The organism is Lelliottia jeotgali, from assembly GCF_977070485.1.
The window spans coordinates 1-7,462 of the sequence record NZ_CDRVFO010000036.1 but is presented as its reverse complement, the minus strand read 5'-3'; the positions used below and the strand labels follow the sequence as shown (position 1 = coordinate 7,462).

7 protein-coding genes and 1 tRNA gene are annotated in these 7,462 nt (G+C 61.7%); 5 read left to right on the top strand and 3 right to left on the bottom strand.

Going from position 1 to position 7,462, the window contains the following annotated elements; all coding sequences use genetic code 11:
* Positions 1 to 140 precede the first annotated feature (140 nt).
* Positions 141 to 1,352, bottom strand: a complete 1,212-nt coding sequence (locus ACW4TB_RS27400; protein WP_012313392.1) for a pyridoxal phosphate-dependent aminotransferase — start codon at positions 1,350 to 1,352, stop codon at positions 141 to 143.
* Positions 1,353 to 1,520: 168 nt separating this feature from the next.
* Here ACW4TB_RS27400 and msrB point away from each other — a divergent pair, with 168 nt between their 5' ends.
* Together msrB and ACW4TB_RS27390 are read left to right on the top strand one after the other, a co-directional pair.
* Positions 1,521 to 1,922: a peptide-methionine (R)-S-oxide reductase MsrB gene (gene msrB / locus ACW4TB_RS27395; protein WP_012313393.1), complete on the top strand. Its 402-nt coding sequence runs from the start codon at positions 1,521 to 1,523 to the stop codon at positions 1,920 to 1,922.
* A gap of 2 nt (positions 1,923 to 1,924) precedes the next feature.
* On the top strand, positions 1,925 to 2,413 hold the full coding sequence (locus tag ACW4TB_RS27390; RefSeq protein ID WP_012313394.1) for a glutathione peroxidase: 489 nt from the start codon (positions 1,925 to 1,927) through the stop codon (positions 2,411 to 2,413).
* Here ACW4TB_RS27390 and ACW4TB_RS27385 read toward each other — a convergent pair.
* A complete protein-coding gene (locus ACW4TB_RS27385) occupies positions 2,403 to 4,718 on the bottom strand; it encodes a response regulator (RefSeq protein ID WP_455843127.1) in 2,316 nt (771 codons plus the stop codon). The two genes, ACW4TB_RS27390 and ACW4TB_RS27385, sit on opposite strands and share 11 nt — an antisense overlap.
* A 118-nt stretch (positions 4,719 to 4,836) precedes the next feature.
* Here ACW4TB_RS27385 and ACW4TB_RS27380 point away from each other — a divergent pair, with 118 nt between their 5' ends.
* Positions 4,837 to 5,724, top strand: coding sequence for an ATP-binding protein (locus tag ACW4TB_RS27380; RefSeq protein WP_012313396.1), 888 nt, complete (start codon positions 4,837 to 4,839; stop codon positions 5,722 to 5,724).
* Complete coding sequence (locus tag ACW4TB_RS27375; RefSeq protein WP_012313397.1) at positions 5,725 to 6,207, top strand: GAF domain-containing protein; 483 nt, start codon at positions 5,725 to 5,727, stop codon at positions 6,205 to 6,207.
* Between the two features lie 93 nt (positions 6,208 to 6,300).
* Here ACW4TB_RS27375 and ACW4TB_RS27370 read toward each other — a convergent pair whose 3' ends face one another.
* On the bottom strand, positions 6,301 to 7,068 hold the full coding sequence (locus tag ACW4TB_RS27370) for a hypothetical protein (RefSeq protein WP_012313398.1): 768 nt from the start codon (positions 7,066 to 7,068) through the stop codon (positions 6,301 to 6,303).
* Between the two features lie 318 nt (positions 7,069 to 7,386).
* Here ACW4TB_RS27370 and ACW4TB_RS27365 point away from each other — a divergent pair.
* Positions 7,387 to 7,462 (top strand) — tRNA-Glu (locus ACW4TB_RS27365).

The following is a 7,462-nucleotide window of genomic DNA, read 5'->3' as shown; positions in this document are numbered from 1 at the left end:
TGAAGAAGAAGGAGGAATACGTAAGCAGAACGGCCTAAAGACCGTTGTTTTCAACCATAGAATCTCCCACAGGTACCCCACAGTACTGAAGACTTGTGCCGTCCTTGTGGGAGCCGGCTTGCCGGCGATGAAGCCAGTACTTACTGCGAATACGTGCGCAGGAAGTTGCCAATCCGGCCAATCGCAGCCTCCAGGTCATCCACCCGTGGCAAGGTCACCACACGGAAGTGGTCCGGCCAAGGCCAGTTGAACGCCGTGCCCTGGACGATCAGCAGCTTCTCAGACAGCAGCAGGTCGAGCGCGAACTTCTCGTCGTTGAGGATCGGGCAGACTTTAGGGTCGATCCGCGGGAAGGCATACAGCGCACCCATCGGCTTGACGCAGCTAACCCCCGGGATGTCATTGAGCAGCTCATAGGTGCGGTTGCGCTGCTCCAGCAGCCGGCCAGGGGGCAGCACCAGGTCATTGATGCTCTGATAACCGCCCAGCGCAGTCTGGATGGCGTGCTGGGCCGGTACGTTGGCGCACAGGCGCATGTTGGCCAGCATGTCGATGCCTTCGATGTAGCTCTGGGCGTGGTGCTTGGGCCCGGAGATGATCAGCCAGCCGGAGCGGAAGCCCGCCACCCGGTACGACTTGGACAGGCCGTTGAAGGTCAGGCACAGCAGGTCCGGGGCCAGTGACGCGGTGCTGATGTGCACGGCCTCGTCATAGAGGATCTTGTCGTAGATCTCGTCGGAGAACACCACCAGGTTGTGCTGGCGTGCCAGCTCCAGCATGCCCAGCAGCAACTCTTTGGAATAGACGGCGCCGGTCGGGTTGTTCGGGTTGATGATGACCAGGGCCTTGGTGTTCGGGGTGATCTTGGCCTTGATGTCTTCAAGGTCAGGGAACCAGTCGGCCTGTTCGTCGCACAGGTAATGCACCGGCTTGCCGCCTGCCAGGCTCACCGCAGCGGTCCATAGCGGGTAGTCGGGGGCCGGGATCAGCACTTCGTCGCCGTTGTTGAGCAGTGCCTGCATCGACATGACGATCAGCTCGGAAACACCATTGCCCAGGTAGATGTCCTCGATGGTGACACCCTCGATTTCCTTCTGCTGGCAGTACTGCATCACCGCCTTGCGCGCGCTGAACAGGCCTTTGGAGTCGCTGTAGCCCTGGGCAGTGGGCAGGTTGCGGATCACATCCTGGAGGATTTCGTCCGGCGCTTCGAAGCCAAACGGCGCCGGGTTGCCGATGTTCAGCTTGAGGATGCGGTGGCCTTCCTCTTCCAGGCGTTTGGCGTGCTTGAGCACCGGGCCGCGAATGTCGTAGCAGACATTGGCGAGCTTGTTCGATTTGCTGAACTGCATGATGTGATCCCGATTGAGAATACGCGGTGCGCCGCCGTCGAAAGGTTTGAAAGGGCGGGGCGCGGGTGCCAGACTTGAGGCCTTGCACACGAAGCCAACTAATATACGTGCCACCCGCGCTACGGAAAAGACGGCGCGAGGTGAAATTCAGCCTGCCGAGGTCCCTACATGCAAAAGATCGACAAAACCCTTGAAGAATGGCGTGCGATGCTCGACCCGGAGCAGTACCAGGTGTGCCGCCTCAAAGGTACCGAGCGGCCGTTTACCGGCAAGTACAACAGCGAAAAGCGTGCGGGTACCTACCATTGCATCTGCTGCGACCTGCCGCTGTTCGATTCGAACACGAAATTCGACTCTGGCTGTGGCTGGCCGAGTTTCTACGCGCCGATCGAAGACAGCGCGATGATCGAGACGCGCGACACCTCCCACGGCATGATCCGCACCGAGGTGACCTGCGCGCAATGTGACGCCCACCTGGGCCATGTGTTCCCCGACGGCCCGCCACCGACCGGCCTGCGTTACTGCATCAACTCGGTGTGCCTGGACTTCAAACCGCGTGACGGAGCCTGACCATGGCTGAATCGATGCTGGACATCCCCTGCGTGACCTTGGCCGGTGAACGCAAGGTGCTGGGCGACTTTGCGGGCAAGGCGCTGCTGGTGGTCAATACCGCCAGCCAGTGCGGCTTCACCCCGCAGTACAAGGGGCTGGAGCACCTGTGGCAGCTTTACCGCGAGCGTGGCCTGGTGGTGCTGGGTTTCCCGTGCAACCAGTTCGGCAAGCAGGAGCCGGGTGAGGCGCGGGAGATCGCGCAGTTCTGCGAGCGTAATTTCGGCGTGAGTTTCCCGCTGTTTCGCAAGGTGGAGGTCAACGGCCCTGGGGCCCACCCGCTGTTCGTCGAGCTCAAACAGCGTGCCCCGGGCCTGCTCGGGTCGCAGAAGATCAAGTGGAACTTCACCAAGTTTCTGCTCGACCCGGCCAGCGGCAAGGTCACGCGTTACGCGCCAACCACCAAGCCGCAGGCACTGGAGGCCGATATCGAGCGCCTGCTCAGCCGCTAAGGGGCACCCAGTGGTCGATCAGCGCCAGTAGCTCTTCACGCCGGAATGGCTTGGCCAGGTAGTCGTTCATGCCCGCCGCCCGGCAGCGTTCGCGCTCCTCGGGCATGGCGTTGGCGGTCAGGGCGACGATCGGCAGCTCAGGCCAGCGGCCACTCTGGCGGATGCGTCGGCTGGCCTCATAGCCGTCCATCACCGGCATGTTGCAGTCCATCAACACCAGGTCGAAGTCTTCCTGCTCGAGCCGTTCCAGCGCCTCCACGCCCTGGGTGGCCACTTGCACCACGCAGCCGAGCTTGGCCAGCATGCCCTTGGCCACCAGTTGGTTCACCGGATTGTCCTCCACCAACAGAATGCGTGCCCGGCCGTCGGTGGCAGTGAGTGTCGGGATGGCCAGCGGGTGTTCGGGTGCATGGCCCTGCAGGATGCGGCGCAGCGTCTGATACAAGGCATTGCGTGCCAGGGGGCGGGCCAGCTGATGCAACGGGGCCAGTTGCGCCGCCTGTTCTGGCGACAGGAAATTGCCGTAGGCCGTCACCAGCAGGATCGGCGCTGTCAGCGAAGGGCGCAGCTGGAACAAGTGGTCCAGGTCGTCGGTGATCAACAGGTCGATGGTCCCACCCGCCAGTGTCAGGGCACTGTCATGCCTTGAGTAGCTCAGGCCCCAGCGCGGCAGTACGTCCTGCAGCAGTTCGCCAAGGCCGCTGGCGGCGTTGCTCAGCGCCACCACGCGGCCCTCCAGCGGCGCAGGTGCAATGGCCTCGGTGTGGGTGGTCAGCGGTAATTCGGCGCTGAAGCAGCTGCCCAGGCCTGGTTCGGAGCGGATGTGCAGGTGGCCCTGCATGGCTTTGCACAGGTTGCGGGTCAGTGCCAGGCCCAGGCCAGTGCCGCCATATTGGCGGGTAATGCCGGCGCCGGCCTGTGTGAACGGCTGGAAGATGCGTGCCTGCGCATCTTCGGCAATGCCAATGCCGGTGTCGCGTACTTCCAGGCGCACGCCGCCGACGATGGTGGTCAGGCACACGTCGACGCGGCCGAATCGGGTGAACTTGAGGGCATTGGACAGCAAATTGCTCACTACCTGGCGTACCCGGGTGGGGTCGCCCAATACCGAACTTGGGAAGTCACTGGCGATCAGGCAGGTCAGCTCGACGTTTTGCGCGGCGTTCTGCGATAAAAGGTTGGCGGTGTCCTCCACCATCGCGCCCAGGTCGAAGGGGATGCGTTCGAGTTCAAGCTGGCCCGCATCGAACTTGGACAGGTCGAGAATATCGTTGAGCAGTTCCACCAGCACCTTGCCCGAGTCGTGGGCGATCGACAGCTGCTGGCGCTGCTCACTCTCCAGCGGGCTGTCCAGGGCCAGGGCGATCATGCCGAGCATGCCATTGAGAGGGGTGCGGATTTCGTGGCTCATGTTGGCCAGGAAGGCTGCACGGGCCTGGGCCATGTCCAGGGCGCGCTGGCGGGCTTGCACCAGCTCCTGATTGGACTGGCTGAGGCGGCCGTTGCTGGCCTTGAGCTCTTCGGTGCGGGCCGAAACGATGTCTTCCAGCTCATTGAGGTACTGGGTCAGGCGGTTTTCGGCCGTGCGCCGTTGCTGGATCTCGGTGGCCATGCTGACCAACTGTTGGTTGGCGACCTTGACCAGCACGCCGATTTCATCGAGTTCGTGGCCCGGGGGGCAATCAAGGCGGGTTTGCCCGGGGTGGCGGGGGTCGCGGCCGCTGAGTGCGCCGATCACCTTGACCAAAGGTTTGGTCAGCATCATGTAGAACAGAGCCAGGAGGATGCCGGTGAGGACCAGGCTGCGGGCAAAGCCGTTGAGTAGCGTGACCCCGGCGCGGTCCAGGAAGCGGCTACCGAAGGCGAAGGTGTCGACGTCCAGGTACAGCGTGCCGAGATACTCTTCGGGCATATGGGTGAGGAACAGGCGCTTTTGGAACTGGCGCTGTTCACCGAACAGAAAATCGCTTACCGGCCGGTAGCTGTCCTGCATCCGGATGCGCTCGACATCGGCCAATACGGTTTCGTTGTTGTCGATCAAGCGCGCGCGGAACACTGCCGGTGACTGCAGCAGGCCCCGGGTCAGCTCGAGCGCCAGTTCCGAGTCGATGTTGTAGGCGATGCGCGAGGCCGGGTTGTGGCTGATTTGCAGCAACGCTTCCACTTCACGGTTGATGGATGCGTCTTCACTGGCATAATCGATGCCGATCTGGATGAGACTGAGCAATGTTCCCAGTATGAAGCCGACCAGGACTGTCAACCGGGCTTGCTTGTATGACAGGCGATTGGTGAACTTTATATCCATGAGTCCCGAGCCGGTTTCACGTCCCTTGCGCTGCGCAAGCATAGCCGATCAGCCAAGGCTGCTGGTGGGCCTGTCGCACATTCAGCTTCAAACTTCACCTGTCTTGCTAGGAGTCGTCATGGACGCCCGCTTGAATGCTTTTCTGGAACGCGCAGAGTCCGTGCTGGCGCGCCTTGAGCCGCTGTTGCCGGCACCGCGTCCGGACATCGACTGGAACACCACGCTGGCCGCCCGCTGGCAGCGCGATGGCCGTACCGGCTACTTGATGCCGCTGCACGTCAGCCTGGACATCCGCCTGACCGACCTGATCGGCGTCGACAAGCAACGTGACCAGCTGGGCCGCAATACCCATCAGTTCATCAACGGCCTGCCGGCCAACCACGCGCTTCTGTGGGGCTCGCGTGGCACGGGCAAATCGTCGCTGGTGCGCGCGCTGCTGGCCGAACATGCAGCAGCCGGCCTGCGTCTGATCGAGATCGAGCGTGACCATCTGGCTGATTTGCCGCGTGTGGTCGAGCAACTGCAGAAACTGCCGCAACGTTTCGTCCTGTTCTGCGATGACCTGTCGTTCGAAGCCGGGGAGGGCGACTACCGGGTACTCAAGAGCGTGCTCGACGGCTCGCTGGAGCAGGCGCCGGACAACGTGCTGTTGTACGCCACCTCCAACCGTCGCCACCTGGTGCCGGAGAAAGAGAGTGACAACGAAAACTGGAAGCGCGTCGACGGCGAACTGCACCCCAGCGAGGCGGTGGAAGACAAGATCGCCTTGTCCGACCGTTTTGGCCTGTGGCTGTCGTTCTACCCGTTCACCCAGGAGCATTTCCTCGATGTGGTCGAGCATTGGATAGGCCAGCTGGCGCGTTCTGCCGGCCTGGCCTGGCAGCGTGACGAAGCACTCGACATCCTCGCCGTGCGCTGGGCCACCGGCCGCGGCAACCGTAATGGCCGTTGTGCCTACCAGTTCGCCCGTTATTGGGTGGGGCTGCAATTGTTGGAGCAGAAATAAATGATCGACCTCAATGCCAGTGGCGCCGGCCTCGACGGCTATGACCTGCTGGCTGCGCAAGTGCAGGCACTGTTCGCCGACGAGCGTGACTTCATTGCCAATGCCGCGCAGTTTTCGGCGTTTTTGTACAACCAGGTGGACGACCTGAACTGGGCCGGGTTCTACCTCAACCGTAATGAAGAGCTGGTGCTTGGCCCGTTCCAGGGCCAGGTGGCCTGTGTGCGCATTCCGTTCAGCCGCGGCGTGTGCGGTGCGGCGGCGGCCACTCGGCAGACCCAGCGTGTGGAAGACGTGCACGCCTTCGCGGGGCATATTGCCTGTGACAGCGCATCCAATAGTGAGTTGGTGATTCCGCTGGTGAAGGAGGGCAGGCTGATTGGTGTGCTGGACCTGGACAGCCCGAAGCTGGCGCGCTTCAGTGAGGCGGACCAGCGGGGGCTGGAGCGGTTGGCGGCGGTCTTCCTGGAGTTGACCGACTGCTAGTCAGCGTTATCAGGGCTGCTGCGCAGCCCATCGCCGGCAAGCTGGCTCCTACAGGAGCTGCACTTTATCTGTGGCTTGCCGGCGTTGCTCACATCAATCGTAAATGACCCGCTTTTTCCAGGTTTCTTCCTGGTCTGTCTTGAGCCCCTGGGTCAGTGCGTTTTCGTCATTCTCGGCCGGCTCCATCTGGTCCAGCACCTGAGCATTGGCCCGGGCCAGCAGTTTCTCCAGGTAGGTCAGCTGCTCTTCATAAACCTTGGGTTCAGGCTGTTTGCGCAAATACTGTACACCGCGCTCGAACGCTAGGCGCGCCTGGCCTGGCTGCTCTTGCTGCAAAGCCTGTTGGCCCAGGTTGTTGAAGAACTCGATGTGCAGCAGCACCAGCAGGTGGCGAATCTCCTTCACCCAGTGCTTGCCCTCGATCGTTTGCAGGACGTTCTCCTGGGTGGCCTTGACGATCTGCGTGTGCAACGCCTCCAGCAAGAAGCGCACATCCTTGGCCTTGGCCTCGGTGTGGATCGGGCTGGGCGGGTTGTTCACCGGGATTCGCTCGCCTTGGGCAACCAGGCCTTCCAGTTCTGCGATGCGTGCTTTGAGTTCGGCATTGTTCTTGTCCAGCGCCAGTTGCCGCTGATTGAGGTTGAGCTCCAAGCGCGTGAGCAACAGCTTGAGCGCCGGGGTCATGAACTGGCCGGGGAAGGTCTCGGTGATTTCGCCACAGCGGCGTACGCGGTCGGCGAGTTCGATCTTCAGCCGCGCGCGCTCCAGTTTGCTGTTTTCGACCACGTTGTTGAGGTAGCCGATCACGATCAGCAACGCGATACCCGCAACGATGAGCAGTGTGATCAGAAGTGGTGTCACCGTTTACGCCTCATCAGGAAGTTTTACATTGTGAGTGTAGCGAACAGGCCAGCCAGGGCGCCACGTGACTCTGTGTCGGCTCGTCGCCGGATTTCTCCAGTGATGGCACTTTGCGTTCAGCCCGCCAGAAAATCAACGCCAATCCTTGGGCACGCCTTTCTAGCACCCTATATAGAGAGCGAAGTCATTGATTTAAATAAATTTCTAGAAAAGGGTTGACGACCTTTCAAGGCATCCATAGAATGCGCGCCACTTGCAGCGTAAAGCACACAGCTAAACGCAGCAGGGAGTGAAAGCAGGCAGTAATGCTTGTAGCGTGTCCCCTTCGTCTAGTGGCCTAGGACACCGCCCTTTCACGGCGGTAACAGGGGTTCGAGTCCCCTAGGGGACGCCA